Source organism: Ereboglobus sp. PH5-10, from assembly GCF_029504735.1.
Classification (GTDB): domain Bacteria; phylum Verrucomicrobiota; class Verrucomicrobiia; order Opitutales; family Opitutaceae; genus Ereboglobus.
This window is the reverse complement of record NZ_JAQFIP010000012.1, coordinates 1-15,263: the sequence shown is the minus strand read 5'-3', so window position 1 is coordinate 15,263 and position 15,263 is coordinate 1. Positions and strand designations below refer to the sequence as shown.

Here is a 15,263-nt window from a genome sequence, read left to right as displayed (position 1 = left end):
GGCTGGCGTGCGTGTTGTGCCAAGACAAGCGATCACGCCATTTGCCGCGTTTGGGCGGTGGTGATTTCAGTTTTTTTGACAAAAAGCGCGCCCGTGTGAACGCGCCCCCGCTCATGCGCCGGCGCTGACGATCCAGTTGCGAAACACGCGCAGCTCCACAATCGTGCCGACGACCAGCAGGCAGTCGCCCGCGAGCAACCGCGTGCCGCCGCCCGGGTTCACGATCTGCTCCGCGCCGCGGCGGATGCCCGCCACGCGCACGCCCGTCGCCTGCGAAATGCGCAAGTCCGCCAGCGTCCGGCCGGCTCGCTCGCACTCCGGCATCACAAACGTCTCCAGCACCGAGCCTCCAAACACACCTTCGGTCTCCGCGCTGTCCTCCGGCGAATCCTCGACGGACCGGCCTTGCGCCTCGGCGACACGCTCGAAAAACGCGCGCGCATTGTCGATTTGCTCCTGCTGGCCGAGAAGAAGGAGCTTGTCGCCCGGGTAAAGGCGCAGCCCCGAGTCCGTCGCGGTGATCACATGGCCGTTGCGCTCCACCTCCAGAATCGAGCAGCCGAAACGCGTGGGAATCGCGAGCTCGGCGAGCGTCCTGCCGGTGTATTCGGCGCCACGCGGCACCACGCAATCGTCGAGGCCCACATCCCATTCCCCGAGGCTGCGGTCGAGCGCCACGCGCGCCTCCTCACGCACTTGCGAAGGCGCGCGCGAATCCTCCGCGAGCACCTCCTGCACGGAGCTTTCCCAAGAGCTATACCAATAAATGAGCTTGTTGGAAAAAACGACCATCACCGCGACCGCGCCGACGCCGATGATCGCCCAGCCCCAGCCCGGCAGCGTCTTGAGCGGCAGCAGCGCATACAGCCAATACGCCACGCCGACCGCCGCCGTCGCCTTGAGCACGCCGGTGAGCGCGCGCGATTGCAGCCGCGCGGGCGTGTCGGGACTGCCCCCGAGCCCCTCGCCGATGATCATGGCGATTGCCGAGAGATTGCGCCACACCGCCACAAGCGGAATCAGCACCAGCACGCCCACCACGCACCAGAAAATGTAACCCAGCGTCTCGGGGCTTATCGTGTCGGCAAACGACGCCTCGATCTCGGTCAATATCCGTCCTGAAAAAATCAGCAGCCCGCTCACCAGCAAAATTTCGATGACCAGCGTGGGCAGGCGTCCGCGAATCAACTGAAACATCGGCCTGCCCGAACGGCGCGTCTGGATGTCCTGCAACCAGCCGTGATACGCGGCGATGGCGCGCGTCACGAAACGCGGCTCCACCTTGTCCACGAAATTTAAAATCGGGTCCGCGAAACGGTTGAGAATCGGCGTCGCCAGCACGGTCAAAATCGAAAGCCCCACGGCCACCGGGTAAAACGACGCCGGCAAAATCGCCGCCGTCACGCCCGCCTGCGCAATGATAAACGTGAACTCGCCCAGCGGCGTGAGCAGCAGCCCGCCGCGCCGCGCCTGCCTTGGCGGAATGCCCACGATCACCAGCGCGAACCCGCACGCGATCGGACGCACAAACAGCGAAAACGCGCCCAACAGCACCACCGTCAGCCACACCTCGCCGAGCATCCGCAAATCGATCAACATGCCGATCGACACAAAAAACACGCTGCTGAAAATATATTTGATTCCCCCGAAATCTTTCTCGATCGCGATCTTCTGCTTGATCTCCGCCACGACCGCGCCGAACAAAAACGCGCCCATCGCCATCGAGTAGCCCGCCTTCACAGTCAGGAACGCGCACAAAAGCAGCAGCCCCACGACGATGATCGTCTGGATCTCGGGATCGTTTTTCTTTTCCAGCTTTCGCAGCACGCGCGGCATGAGCAGCAGCCCCGCCATGATCAGCAGCACCACAAACGCGCCCATCACCCCGAGCACCATGCCCACCCCGCCGCCGCTCCCGCCGTCGCCGGAAGTCACACTCGCACTGAGCACCGTCAGCATGATCACCGCGACCACGTCCTCCACGACCGTGATGGCCAGCGCCATTTGCGCCGCGCGATCGTGGTGGAGTTTCAGCTCCTGCATGATCTTGGAAATCACCGCCGAGCTCGACACCATCAACATCGCCGCCACGAACAGGCTCATCATCGTCGACCAGTTCAAAAACCACCCGAGCAGCAGCGTGAATTGCAGCATAAAAAACGCCCCCAGCGCGGTCGCCGCAAGCGTCGCAAACCCCATCCTGCCGATCTTCGACAAACTCAACTCAAGCCCGATCGAAAACATCACGAACACGAGGCCCAGCTCCGAGAGTTCCTTGATGCGCGCCTCGTCATGAATGAACACAACCGGCGAGGTGTGCGGCCCGATGATAATACCCGCTATCAAATACCCGACAATCACCGACAGACCAAACCGCTTGCACACAATGCCCGCGACCCCCGCCGCAAGCAAAAGAATCCCGAGATCCTGAATGATGGTATTATGCACGAAACCAATGATGAATCGCGAAGCCCAAGAAGTGAAAGCCGGAAAACCGCCCGCGCCCCATTTTTTTGGGCCACGCCACACTCACGGTTCTCCGTTGAGCATCGCGACAACCCGCGCGTGCAGCCCCGGCCCCGCGGCGATGATCGAATCCGCGTTCACCGGGTCGCCGCCGCGCCAGTCCGTGATCACGCCGCCCGCGCCGCGCACCACCGGAATCAACGCCTGGATGTCCCACGGGTTCATGATCGGGTCGAGCATCACGTCCGCCCATCCGCCCGCGAGCAACAGGTAGCCGTAACAATCGCCCCATGTCCGCGCGAGCCGCGCCTTCGCAAGCAGCGCATCGTATGCCGGGCCGTTTTGATATTTGCTCACGTTCAACGGGTCGCTCGTCAACACCGTCGCCTCCTCGATGCGCGCGCACTCGCGCACACGCACCGCGCGGCCGTTGAGCGTCGTCTCGACGCCGTCGCCCAGCATCAATTGTCCGAGCACCGGCTGGTGAATCGCACCCAGCACCGGCTCGCCGCAATGCTTCAGCGCGATCAAAGTCCCCCACAACGGCACACCCGTGATGAACGACTTCGTGCCGTCGATCGGGTCGAGCACCCAGACCCATTCCGCGTCCGCGCGCTCGCTGCCAAATTCCTCGCCGACGATTCCGTGCGCGGGAAATTTTTTCGAGATCATATCGCGCATCAATTCCTCCGCGCCGCGATCCGCCGCCGTCACGGGCGACGCGTCGCCCTTCATTTCGACCGCCAGCCCCGGATTGCCGAAGCGCGGCGTGATGAATTCACCGCTGCGCCGCGCCAGCTCGATCATAAAATCGCGAAACTCGGTAAGCTCTTGAAAATTGCTCATGGTGTTTCGCGCAAACTTGCCCGCTCCCGCTTTTCAAATCGATTCAAATCGACTCAGGCCGAATTATGTCGATTTATGCCGCGCCCGCCCTTGCCACGAGCCGCCATTCCGCGCAAATTCGCCCGCATTCATGATTCCGCCCAAGACATTGGTCTTCGCCCTCGCCGCATTCCTGATGGTCGCAAACGCGACCGGCACAGCGCGCGCGCAGGAATCGCTGGCGCCGCCGGTGCCCTTCCCCGCCGAACAAACCCCGACCGTCGCACCCGGCCCCGGCGTGCTCACCGAGCTCGCCGCGCAACGCGCCCTCGAAACCGGCCTGCCCTCCATCGCCGCCGAAATCTACCGACAGCTTCTTGACGCCCCCGCAAACACCGCCACCCCGCAAACACACAACCGCGTCACTCTCGCCTTCGCCACCGCGCTGATTGAGGACGATCGCATCGAGGAAGCGGCCGGAGCCCTGCAACAATTCTCCGGCGCGCCTACTCCCGCGGTTATTCTCCGGCGGGCATTGATCGACGCGCGCGCGCGCCGTTTCGAAGAGGCCCGCGCCGCCATTGCCTCGCTCCAGCCGGAAGACCTGCCCCAATCGGACCGCCCGTGGCTCTTTTTCATGCGCGGCATGCTCGCGGAGGAAGCGGGCGACTACACGCAGGCCTCCCAGCAATACCAGCAAGCCGAAACCTCGACCGCCACCGATGCGCAGCGCTCCTGGTTCATGCTCTCGCGCAGGCGCGTTCAGCTCTTCCTCGGCCAGGCCGGCGAAAACACCATCGCCAGCCTCCGCCAGACAATCGACCGCAACCCCGGACGCCGCGACAGCTACGGTGCCATCAGCCAGCTCGCCGTCGCGCTCAACGCCGCCAACCGCCGCAGCGAGGCCGTCACCCTTCTCCAGACGCAACTTCAGTTTCTCCCCCAGCAGGAAACCGCGATTCGCGATGAGTGGCGGCTCCTCCTGGGGCTCATCGCCGGGGCCGACGACAACTCCGGACGCGACGCCTTGCGCAAACTCCTCGCCGATTCCGGCGACCACGACAAACAACGCGCCGCCCTCCGCCTCCTCGCCAACGCATCCCAAACCAAGGAGCGCGCCACCGAGTTTCACAACTGGCTCAACCAATTCATCGCGGCCACCCCGCCCCATCCGATCCTCGACGACCTGCTCCTTTTCCGAGCCCAACTCGCCCTCGCCGGACAAACCGGCAAGGACTTCGACTCCGCGGAAGCCGACGCCAGCCGGCTCCTCGCCGAGTTTCCCGGCTCGCCGCTTCGCGCCGCCGCGCTCGGCGTGCAAACCGCCATCGCATGGGAACAAGGCCGCTATCGCGCCGCCGCCGACTGGGCTGCGCGCGCGCGCGCCGAGTTGAAATCCGGCCCCGTCCACGCCCGGCTCGGCGTGCTCATTGCCGAGGCTTATTTTCGCGCCAAGGATTTCCGCAACGCCTCCGGCGCCTACGGCTACGCCCTCGCAGACGTCCCCGAGGGAGTCGCGCCCGGCATGCTCATGTTCCAACGGGTGCTCTCCGAAATCCACGCCCACTCCAATGGCGGTCCCCTCGCCGCCGCGCAAAAAGTTCTCGACGATTATTCCAGCGACGAGCGCTTCGACCCAGTCAATCGCTGGCAGGCCGAGTGGAATCTATCCCGCGCGCTTCAAACCGCCGGCGAAACCGCGCAAGCCTACGCCCGCGTCAGCCGACTGCTCGCCGAACCGGCGGGCGACGGAACATTGCCCGCCGGACTTCGCGCCCGCATGGCATGGCTCCAAATGCGCCTTGCCCACGATTCCGGCAACTACGAGCAGGCAATCGCCCACGCCGAAAAAATCAAAACCTCCCTCGATGACGTGGCCCCTAAATTGCGCGCCGACATCATCAGCATGGCGCTCCTCCTCGAAGTCGAGGCCGGCTACGCCCTCGCCCAACCCGGGCAGTCGCCCTCCGACAAGATCGCCTCGACCCTCCGCCTGCTCCGCGGCGAATACCCGAAAACCGCCGCCGCCATCCGCTCCTACATTATCGAGGCCGACCAAGCCGCCAGGCGCGGCCAGATCGTCGAGGCGCAGGGACTTCTCCGCAAACTCGCCGACGATTACAAAGGCACCCCCTACGCCTCCTACGCGCTTTACCAGGCCGCCATCTACGCCGAAAGCCGCGCGCAGGACCAGTATTACCGCGAAGCCTACCGCCTTCTCGAGGACCTTGTGTTGAACGAGGAAAACACCAACCCCGGCGCGCATGGCGAGCTCGTCTTTTACGCGCGCCTCAGGCAGGGCAACCTCCTTCGCACCATCAATGAATACGGACACGCCATCGAAACCTATCGCGACCTCATCAACCGCTACAAATTCCCCGAGTTCCGCGACGCCCTGATCGCCGAGCTCGCCCTCGCCGACTGCTACGCCGCCATCGCCAGTTCGGACGCCTCCCGCGCCGAAAGCGCCGCCGCCATTTATGAACGCCTCCTCGATCTTCCCGCCGCGCCGGTGGATCTTCGCGTCGAGGCCGGTTACAAGTTCGGTCTCAACCTCATTGCGCGCAACACCCCCGCCCGGCTTGAAACCATCTGGTGGCAGATGATAAACGACTTCCTCCTCGACGACACCCAAGCCGCCAAGCTCGGCTCCAAGGGTCGCTACTGGATGTCGCGCACCCTGCTCCGCCTTGGCGAAATGCTCGAGCAGCAGTCCAAATTCACCCAAGCCCGCGAGGCCTACCAGCTCATCATCACCAAAAACCTCCCCGGAGCCACCCTCGCCCAGAACCGCATCATGCGGGGAAACGCTTAATCAAGTGGCGTTCCGAATCGTCTCCAACTCCTCCCAGCGCGCGTAGGCGGCGGCGAGAGTTGACTCCAATTCCTCAAGACGGGCGCGAACGACCGGGGCGGCGGCGGAATCACTTTTGTAGAAATCGGGATCGGAAAGCTTGGCCGTGAGCCCGGCTTGCTCGGCTTCGAGCGCCTCGATTTTGGCGGGAAGTTCGTCGAGCTCGCGGTTTTCCTTGTTGGTGAGCTTTCGGGGGCGGGCGGACTTGGCGGGCGTGGACGGTGTTTTTTTGCCAAGGGCCGGCGAGGCTTGTTGCGCGCGCAATGCCGCCGCTGAGTCGAGCGCGGCGCGCTGGCGGATGTAATCGGCGTAACCGCCGACGTATTCGGCAACGCGCCCATCGCCCTCCATGACCATCGTGCCCGTGACGACGTTGTCGAGAAAGTCGCGGTCGTGGCTCACGAGAAGCAGCGTGCCCTGGTATTCAACGAGCAGGTTTTCGAGGAGGTCGAGCGTCTCGGCGTCGAGGTCGTTGGTGGGCTCGTCGAGCACAAGGACGTTGGCGGGTTTTGTGAAGAGACGCGCGAGAAGCAGGCGGTTGCGCTCGCCTCCGGAAAGCACGCGCGCGGGTGTGCGGGCGCGTTGCGACGAGAAAAGAAAATCCTGGAGGTAGGTGATCACGTGGCGCTGGCGTCCGTCGATGGTGACGGTTGTGTTTCCGTCGGCGATATTGTCGGCCACGGTTTTGTCGTCGTCGATTTGCGCGCGGAACTGGTCAAAATAAACAACCTCAAGGTTTGTGCCGTGCTTGATCGTGCCGGCGGCTGGCGCGAGTTCGCCGAGCAGGAGTTTTATGAGCGTGGTCTTGCCGGAGCCGTTCGGACCGATGACGCCGATTTTGTCACCGCGAGTGATCGTGGTTGTGAGATCGCGGATGATGCATTTGCCGTTTGGATACGCGAACGACATCTCCTCCGCCTCCACAACCTTCACGCCGGAGCGGTCGGCCTCGGCGAGGCGCATGCTGGCATTGCCGGTGCGCTCGCGGCGGGCGAGGCGTTCGGCGCGCATGGCGGCGAGCGCTTCGAGGCGGGCGCCGGAGCGCTTGCGCTGCGCGCTGGGTTTGCGACGCGCCCACTCCTCCTCTTGCGCGAGTTTTTTGTCGGCGGCGGCCATCTGGCGCTCCTCGGCCTCAAGGCGTTCCTGGCGGCGCGCGAGGTAGGTGTCGTAGGGGCAGTCCCAGTTTGTGATGATGCCGCGGTCGAGCTCGACAATGCGCGTGGCGAGCCGGCGCAGGAACGCGCGGTCGTGCGTCACGAAGAAGAGCGAGATTTTTTCGTTAAGGAGAAAATTTTCCAGCCACAGGATTGACTCGAGGTCGAGGTGGTTGGTCGGCTCGTCAAGGAGGAGCAGGTCGGGTTGCGAGGCGAGCGCGCGGGCAAGCAGCACGCGGCGTTTCAAGCCGCCGGAGAGCGCGGCGAAATCAGCCCGCGGGTTGATCGCCATGCGTTCGAGGAGTTTTTCGAGACGCAGCTCGCGCTCCCACGATTCCTCGTGCGCGACCTCCGCGAGTCCCGACGAAACGATATCGTGAACAATGCCGCGCACATCCGCCGGGATTTCTTGCGTGAGCCGCGCAAACCGCGCCCCGGGCTGGCGCGAGACGACGCCGGTGTCGGCCTGCATCTCGCCCGCGATCACGCGCATGAGCGTGGTCTTGCCCGAGCCGTTGCGCCCGACCAGGCAGACGCGCTCGCCGGGGTCGATCTGGAAATTGACGTTTTCCAGAACCGCCGGACCGCCAAAGGCGAGGTTGATGTCGAGTAAGTTTACGAGAGCCATGCGAAGGAACGCGGATTTCGAGGCGGAGAATGCGGAATGGGAAGAAAAATCGTTTCGCGAACCCGGAGGCATCTTTCAGCGTCTGTTTGCGCGCGGGGGCGTTTTTCTCCTCGCCGCCGCGGATGTCGCGTTGCAAATCTGTGCGCATCCACTAAATGCTAATACTCGGAATGTCCGGATTCGATTTCAGTCTCTTCTCAAAAGGCGGCCCGATGATGCTGGTCATCGTCTTCATGGCGGCGGTCGCCATCGTGCTGTTCATAGAGCGCGCGCTCTATCTTCATCGCGGACAAATCAAGTCCAAGGCGTTTCTCGACGGCATCAAAAACACGCTCAACAACCGCCGCCTCGTCGAGGCCGCTACCATTTGCGAGGAAACGCCCGGCCCCGTGGCCTCGATTGTGAAGGCCGCGCTCATGCACGCCGGAAAGCCGCCGGAAAAACTTCGCTACGCCGTGCAGGAGGCGGCCATCGTGGAAATCCCCTCGCTCGAACGCCGCCTCGGCGCGTTTGCCGCCATCGGCCAGGTCGCGCCGCTCGTCGGATTGCTCGGCACGCTCTTCGGCATGATCATGACGTTTCACGCCTTCATGCAAGGCGCCGAGTTTGCCACCGCCACCGCCCTCTCCAACGGCCTCTGGCAGGCGCTCACAGTCACCGCCGCCAGCCTCCTGCTCGCGATCCCCGTGCACCTCGGGCACCATTTTCTCCGGGGCCGCGTGCGCGCGCTTACCCGCGACATGGAGTGGGCCGCCAATGAAATCATGGAGTATTTGATTAATGAATACGAAGGCGAGGGCATTGACGGCGGCGCGCCGGCGCCGAAGGGCAGGACAGCAAAGGGCAAGGCGTGAAAATAAAAGGACACCCGGCCTTCACCACTCACTCTTCGCCATTCACCATTCTTTAGCTCGATGATTATCCGCCCGCTCGATCTCAATTCCAAGCTGAGCCCGCCTCCGCGCAGCTACGACTGGGTGCATTTTGCGAACCTCACGCTCATCGCGATGTTCTTTTTGTTTTTCGGCTCACGCTTCATTCTTTCGCCGGCCATCGTCGTGGAGAGCAGCGATTTTCAACTGCCCTCGCGACCGGCCGGCAGGGTTTCATACGTGCCCGGCACGACCGTCGTCAGCATCAAGGCCAACGGGCAAATCTTCGCCGACACGGGCATTGTCAGCCATGCGCAACTTGAGGCCTGGCTTGCTGAAAAAATAAAAAATTCGCCCGACGCGTCGCTTCTTGTTCGCGCCGACTCCGCCGTGACAATCGAGGAGGTGTCGCGCATCGCCGACCTTGCCGGCGAAATCGGCTTCAAGGTTTCAATACTCGCCACCCCCGAGAAAACAACCTCCCCCTCGTTTCGCCCCTCCGGCCCGCAGGCGGGAGAATGATTGCCCATGAAAATCAAGGCCGGCCTGTTTCAATGGAGCTCGCGCGCTGAAAATCGCCGCATGTTGGCTTTGATGGTCGTGGCGCTTGTCGCGCTGGTGGCGGGCATTTCCGTGCTTGTGGGGGTCGTGCGCCTGCCGGTCGCCGTTCCGCGAGCGACCTCCGCCGATCCCGCCACGCTAAGCATCGCGCACATGGGGGACAAGCAGCGCAACCGCCTTCTCGACGAGGAGGCGCTCCTGCTCGATCCCGCGCCGCTCTTCCTGCCCACGGCGCACAATTACACGCAGGCCGACCTCGTGAGCACCACGCACAGGGAGCCGGAACAGGCGTTCCGCGCCTTTCCGCCGAGCTACGCCTACTCCGACGACGCCTTCACGATCCGGTATCCCGACCCTGTTCAAATCCCCGCGCGCCCCGTCGAGGCGCTGGGCTACGGGCACACGCTGACTCCCTACGCGACCCTCGGGCGCGCCGAGTTTCCACTCGCGCCGCTCCCCGCGCGCCAGGCCAGCGTCGAGGTGGTTCACGCCGGAACCGGGCGGGTCGTGCTCGAACTCCCCGTCCCCCGGCCCGCGACCCGGCCCGCCGACATGCCGGACGCGCTCGCGACAGGCGACTGGTCTCCGCTCGAATTTCTGGCCGCAATCGACGTCACCGGCCTCGCCGCCCCGCCAACGCTCATAAAAGGCGCCGGCGCACCCGCGGTCGCGCAATATCTCTCCAATTATCTCGATAAAAACCTGCGCGTCGGCTCCCGCCTCGAACTCGCACCCGGCCTTTACATAATACGGATCGGGCCGTGACGCGCCGGCGCCAGGCGGCGTATCCGTTTTCCGAATACACAACAACGGGCGCCGCCCACGCGATGCTTGCGTGCGCGCCGCGATTTTCAAACACTTCACGTTTTTCCAATTTTAGCACGCAATGAACGCCAGCCAGCCAGAAGAAGCCAAGCCCGACCCGTATGTCGCGTTCCGCAACGCGGGATTCCGCCGCTTTCTGCTGAGCAATTTTGCGTTCAACCTCGGGCGCCAGGCGATGAGCATCACCATCGCGCTCCAGGTGCTGCATTGGACAAACTCCGCCGCCGCCATCGGTTTCATCGGCCTGGTCAACGTCATCCCGCTCATCTTTCTCGTCCTGCCCTCCGGCGTGCTCGCCGACAAATACGACCGCCGCAAAATCATCACCCTCACCATGAGCGCTTCGTGCGCGCTCTCGATCATGCTCGTCATGGTCACGCATTTTCACGACAGCATCCCCTACGTCGGCGTGCTGCGCGGGGCGAATCGCCTCATTGAAACAGTCGCTCACTTTTTCACCAGCAAGGACAATCTCGGCGCGATCCATTTCGACAACCCCGCGCTGCCCATCGTTTACCTGCTGCAACTCTTGCACGCCACGGTGCGCGTGGTCGGCGCGCCGGCGCGCGGCTCGATCATTCCCGTCCTCGTGCCGCCGTCGCAACTCACCAACGCCCTCACATGGAACTCCAGCACGTTTGAACTCTCCGCGGTGCTCGGCCCGGTGCTCGGCGGGTTTGTCGCCGTGTGGAGCTACACGGCGGTGTATGCGGCGGACGCCGTGTTCTCCATCGTGCTCGCCGTCTCGCTCGTTGGCATCGCGCTCCAGCCGCGCAAGCCGCGCGACGCCTCGCTGCCCGTGCCCAAGGCCTCCGCCGGCGCGACTTTTATCTGGAGACAAAAACCCGTGCTCGCCGCCATCACGCTCGATTTGTTCGCCGTGCTCCTCGGCGGGCTCACGGCGATGTATCCGCTCTACGCGAAAAACATTTTTCACTTTGAAAACTACGAGTTCTGGGCGGGCTGCATGCGCGCCGCGCCCTCGGTCGGCGCGATCATGATGGCGGTTTTCGTGGCGCACTCGCGGCCCTTCAAGCGCCCCGGCATCACGCTGCTCTGGTCGGTCGTGTGCTTCGGCGCGGCGATCGTGATCTTCGCGCTCTCGCGCAACATCTTCCTCTCGCTCTTCGCGCTTTTCCTCACAGGCATTTGCGACAACGTCAGCGTCGTGATTCGCCATACGCTCGTGCAAATGCTCACGCCCGATTACCTGCGCGGACGCGTAACGTCGGTCAACCAGCTCTTCATCGGCTGCTCCAACGAAATCTCCGAGTTCCGCGGCGGCCTGATGGCGGCGCGTTTCGGCCCCGTGGCCGCGGCGACCTTCGGCGGCGTCTGCACGATCATGGTCGTGGTCAGCGTCGCCCTCTCGCTCCCCGCCATCCGCACCGTCCCGCCGCTCAATCAGCTAAAACCGATTGAGGACGAAAAATAATATTCCTCACCCCTCGCCGGGAACGAAGGCGTTTGTCGCACCGGCATTGTTGGTGCTGACCGGGGAGACGCTTGCGACCGTGTCGGGGTTGGTTTTTGTCAGTAAGTCGCCGGACCGAGATCGTCGCGCATGCGCATTTTTGCCTGTGTGCGCACCGGCGCGGCCTTGTCATTGACGAGCCGCCCGATCACATCCATCGGGGTTTTGGAGTGGTTGACCACTTCGGCGCGAACCTCCGCGCTCTCATCGTTGGCGAGGTTGCGCAGCACAAATTCGGGGCAGTCGGGGTTTTCACGCACGAGGCGTCCGCGAAACCCGGGGTCCTCGTGCATGATGGCTTCGCGGTAATACGCATTGCGCCACTCGGCGGGGACGTTGGGGTTGAGCATGAGATTGCGGCGAACCTCGATATTGTTATCTGTGTCGAGTTGCCGGAGCAGGTTGTCGGGCAGGTAGGGGTTGCTCGCGAGGCGCGCGCGAACCGCGGGGTCGGGATCGCTGGCGAGGCTGGCCATCTGCGGGTAGGAAATATTGACGATGCCGGCGGCGATGCGACGGCTTTGCGGCGACGAGTCGGCAAGAAGGATGTCGAGATACTTTTGGCGGAAGGCGACCGAGTTTCCATAGTGCTGGCCGATCGCGACGCGCACGGCGGGATCATTGGTGTGCCGGACGATGTCGCAGGCCAGGGTCTCGTTTGCCTCGGGGTGGGTGGCGATGCTCACGAGCAAGCGGCGCAGCGGCTCGTTTCGCGACGCATCGTGAAAGCCGGAGGCCTCCGACCGGTGGTTTGTCCAGAGGATGTTGAGCACGCGGGTGGACGCGCTAATTTGGTCGACGATTTTTTGCGCAATGGGAATGTTGCCGGGGAAATTTTCCGCAAGTTCAATGAGCTTGGGTTCGTGCACGCCAAAACTTTCGCCGAGCCAGCGTTCCACTTGGGCCGGCACCTTGTCGTTGTCAGCGGGTATCGCGGTCCATGTGGCGGCGTTCGGCGCCGGGGCGCGAAGGGCTTGGGCCACGGTTTCGCGAAGGCGGTGGTTGTTGTTGTAACGGACCAGAAGGAGGGAAGATAACGCCAGGGCGGCCACAAAAAAACACGCGGGCGGGATGATTGCGGGAAGCGGGAAGAGGGGGACTTTTCGGCGCTCGAACCTGTGGCGCAGAAAAAGGCGGGAAATGATGAAGACCGGCAGCCAGACGAACCCGAAAATCGCAGAGATGCCGGGCACAAAAAGCAACCCGGCGATCATGATGCGAACGATGACCGACGCGGGCGCCTGGTCAAAATTGATGATGATGAGCGCGGTGGTTGTGATGAACGCGAGGCTCGCGATAATAACAAGGATTGTTCGGAAAAAGGAGTTTGAGACTTGAAACGTATTCACTGTTTTTGTGCAAAAAGCAGATGGCCGAGGTGTTTTTCAGAGAGCCTTGAAACCGCCGAAGCCATCACGCGTTGACGTATTTTATATATACTGAATAATGCACGTAGTGGAAATTACATGAAAAATAGTCAATACGTAAGTATCTACACGCCTTGATATTGCAACTTTATTGAAAAAGCGCGTGTTTTGCGGGGATTTCGCTCCCGCGACAAAAATGTCCAATTTCCGCTACTTTGATTTGAGCGTGATGGTGCGGTTGAAGACGAGGGCGCCGGGCTTGCTGTCCTTGCCATCAATGGTGAAATAGCCGAGGCGTTCGAATTGGTAGCGCGCATCGGGCGCGGCGTCGGCAAGGGAGGGCTCGAGTTTGGCGGTGACGGTTTCGACGGAGTTCGGGTTGAGATGGTCGAGGTAGTTGTCGTCCGCGCCGGGTTCGGGGACGGTGAAGAGTCGGTCGTAGAGGCGCACTTCGGCGTCGATGGCGCTGGCCGCGCTGACCCAGTGAATCGTGCCCTTGACCTTGCGGTTCACGTTGGGCTGGCCGGCGCGGGTGGTGAGGTCGGCGGTGCAGCGGAGCTCGACGAGGCGTCCGTCGGCGTCCTTGATGATTTCGTCGAGCTTGATGATGCAGGCGTATTTGAGGCGGACTTCGCCGCCGGGTTTCAGTCGGAAGTATTTCGGCGGCGGCACCTCGGCAAAATCATCGGCCTCGATAAACACTTCGCGGGTGAGCGCGACGGGGCGCGTGCCGAGATCGGGGTTGCCGGGGTGGTTGGTGGCGCGGCACTCGATGGTTTCGCCGGGGGCGATGTTGGTGAGGACAATTTTGATCGGTTTCAAGACGGCCATGCGGCGGTGCGCGGTGGCGTTGAGTTCGTCGCGGATGGCGTTTTCGTAAACGGCAAGTTCGGTGAGGGAGTCGTATTTGGTGACGCCGATGTTGTAGGCGAAATTGCGGATGGCGGCGGCGGGGATGCCCCGGCGTCGAATACCGGCAATGGTGGGCATGCGCGGATCGTCCCAACCGTTGACAACATTTTCCTTAACGAGGCGCATGAGCCGGCGCTTGCTGAAAAGGGTGTAGGCGAGGTTGAGCTTGGCAAATTCGTATTGGTGCGGAAGCGGCCGGGGAAGGTCGAGCGCCTCAAGGATCCAGTCGTAGAGCGGGCGGTGGACAACAAACTCGAGCGTGCAGATGGAGTGGGTGATGCCCTCGATGTAGTCGGAAACGCAATGCGCGTAGTCGTAGAGCGGATACACGCACCATTTGTCGCCGGCGTGATGATGGGCGGTGTGGCGGATGCGGTAGAGGAGCGGGTCGCGCAACCAGACGTTGGGCGAGGCCATGTCGATGCGGGCGCGGAGCGTGCGCGCGCCGTCGGGAAACTCGCCCGCCTTCATGCGGCGGAAGAGGTCGAGCGACTCCTCAATGGTGCGGTCGCGCCAGGGGCTGGGCTTGCCGGGTTTGTCGGGCGCGCCGCGATACTCGTCGGTTTGCTCGGGAGTGAGATCGCAAACGTAGGCCTTGCCCTTGAGGATGAGTTGCTCGGCGTAGGCGTAGAGGGCGTCAAAGTAGTCGGAGGCAAAGAACGGGGAATGGATTTTCGATTGGTCGGAACCGGCAGTTGTTGGAATTTGAGTATTGGAATTTGGAATTTCCGCGGCATTGGCCGCGGGGAGGTGGTAGTCGAGCTTGCCGTCGATCGTGGCGGACGCGGGATGGGCGTGCGGGGTGGTGAGGCCGATTTGTTTGTCGGCCCAGCCGGAGATGAGCCAATTGATGTCGTCGGTGATGGCCTCGACGTATTCGACCTCCTCCTTGGCGGGGTTGGTGTCGTCCATGCGGAGGTTGCAAACGCCGCCGTTTTCGAGGGCGATGCCGAAGTTCAGGCAGATGGACTTGGCGTGGCCGAGATGGAGGTAGCCGTTGGGCTCGGGCGGAAACCGGGTGATGATTTTGGGGTAGCGTTTTTGCGCGACATCCTCGGCGACGATATCGCGGATGAAATCGGTGGGCGCGGCGCTGGTGTTCTCGGCGGTGTTTTCTGCGGACATGATTCGTAGGGACTGAGGGACTGAATAAATGTGGCGTGTGAAATCGGAAAAAGGCAAAGGGAACCAAGAGAGGCAGACGGTGGCAAGTGGGTTTGTCGGGGCTGGCAGAAAGACCCATAGACATGTTGACCCGGGGCAACGGTCCGGAAGCAAAGCAAAAGTCAACACCATGAAGCTCCAATCATTGCGAGTGCTTGGCA

At 62.8% G+C, this 15,263-nt stretch carries 10 protein-coding genes; 5 read left to right on the top strand and 5 right to left on the bottom strand.

The window, feature by feature from the left end; genetic code table 11:
- Positions 1-111: 111 nt before the first annotated feature.
- Both M2447_RS10190 and hisN read right to left on the bottom strand, forming a co-directional pair.
- Positions 112-2,448 carry a cation:proton antiporter gene (locus M2447_RS10190; protein WP_277558528.1) on the bottom strand — a complete coding sequence of 779 codons (2,337 nt, stop codon included), beginning with the start codon at positions 2,446-2,448 and terminating at the stop codon, positions 112-114.
- 81 nt (positions 2,449-2,529) lie between these two features.
- Positions 2,530-3,312 (bottom strand): histidinol-phosphatase, encoded by a 783-nt coding sequence (hisN, locus tag M2447_RS10185; RefSeq protein WP_277508645.1) that lies wholly within the window; start codon positions 3,310-3,312, stop codon positions 2,530-2,532.
- A 130-nt stretch (positions 3,313-3,442) separates the two neighbouring features.
- On the opposite strand from hisN, the gene M2447_RS10180 reads away from it, so the two are divergent.
- Complete coding sequence (locus M2447_RS10180; RefSeq protein ID WP_277558527.1) at positions 3,443-6,106, top strand: hypothetical protein; 2,664 nt, start codon at positions 3,443-3,445, stop codon at positions 6,104-6,106.
- Here M2447_RS10180 and M2447_RS10175 read toward each other — a convergent pair whose 3' ends face one another.
- The gene (locus M2447_RS10175) at positions 6,107-7,927 is read right to left on the bottom strand and encodes an ATP-binding cassette domain-containing protein (RefSeq protein ID WP_277558526.1); all 1,821 of its coding nucleotides are present in this window, start codon (positions 7,925-7,927) and stop codon (positions 6,107-6,109) included.
- A gap of 170 nt (positions 7,928-8,097) precedes the next feature.
- On the opposite strand from M2447_RS10175, the gene M2447_RS10170 reads away from it, so the two are divergent.
- The 4 genes from M2447_RS10170 (at position 8,098) to M2447_RS10155 (ending at position 11,620) form a co-directional block, all read left to right on the top strand.
- Entirely contained in the window at positions 8,098-8,781 is a 684-nt protein-coding gene (locus M2447_RS10170) for a MotA/TolQ/ExbB proton channel family protein (RefSeq protein WP_277508648.1), read from the top strand.
- A gap of 60 nt (positions 8,782-8,841) precedes the next feature.
- On the top strand, positions 8,842-9,321 hold the full coding sequence (locus M2447_RS10165; RefSeq protein ID WP_277558525.1) for a biopolymer transporter ExbD: 480 nt from the start codon (positions 8,842-8,844) through the stop codon (positions 9,319-9,321).
- A 6-nt stretch (positions 9,322-9,327) separates the two neighbouring features.
- Positions 9,328-10,125, top strand: a complete 798-nt coding sequence (locus M2447_RS10160; RefSeq protein WP_277558524.1) for a hypothetical protein — start codon at positions 9,328-9,330, stop codon at positions 10,123-10,125.
- A 121-nt stretch (positions 10,126-10,246) separates the two neighbouring features.
- Complete coding sequence (locus M2447_RS10155) at positions 10,247-11,620, top strand: MFS transporter (protein ID WP_277558523.1); 1,374 nt, start codon at positions 10,247-10,249, stop codon at positions 11,618-11,620.
- Positions 11,621-11,718: 98 nt separating this feature from the next.
- On the opposite strand, the gene M2447_RS10150 is transcribed toward M2447_RS10155, so the two are convergent.
- Positions 11,719-13,008, bottom strand: coding sequence for a hypothetical protein (locus M2447_RS10150; RefSeq protein ID WP_277558522.1), 1,290 nt, complete (start codon positions 13,006-13,008; stop codon positions 11,719-11,721).
- A gap of 228 nt (positions 13,009-13,236) precedes the next feature.
- Positions 13,237-15,063, bottom strand: coding sequence for a glutamine--tRNA ligase (glnS, locus tag M2447_RS10145; RefSeq protein WP_277508657.1), 1,827 nt, complete (start codon positions 15,061-15,063; stop codon positions 13,237-13,239).
- Positions 15,064-15,263 lie beyond the last annotated feature (200 nt).